1 pseudogene is annotated in these 309 nt (G+C 80.3%); it reads left to right on the top strand.

The features are described from left to right. Nucleotides 1–309 (top strand): annotated as a pseudogene (locus ATM97_RS33385) (hypothetical protein); the annotation flags it as partial.

Raw genomic sequence — 309 nt, 5'->3', positions numbered from 1 at the left:
GCGCGCCGCACGACGAGGACCACCGCAGACCGCGCTCCGGTGAGAACCGCAGGCCGCGTGAGGACGACGGGCGCGGCAGGCGCGAGGAGCCGCGCGCCGGCCGTGGTGAGCGGTCCGCGGCGGGGGAGCGCAGGCCGCGGGGTCAGCGCCCCGAGGTCGATCGCGCCGCCAAGGCCCGGATCGACCGCGGCCTGCGCGCCGAGGACCACGGCCCGCGCCTGGACCACGAGCGCGCGATGGATCCGCGCCGCAAGCCACGTCCGGCCGAGCCGGGCCCCTTCGCCAAGGCACCGCGCCCGGTGCGAGGCG

Source organism: Nocardia sp. MH4, from assembly GCF_019266065.1.
In the GTDB taxonomy this organism is placed as follows: Bacteria; Actinomycetota; Actinomycetes; order Mycobacteriales; family Mycobacteriaceae; genus Nocardia; species Nocardia canadensis.
The sequence above is the reverse complement of the archived record's forward strand: the minus strand, read 5'-3'. Positions and strand labels throughout refer to the sequence as shown.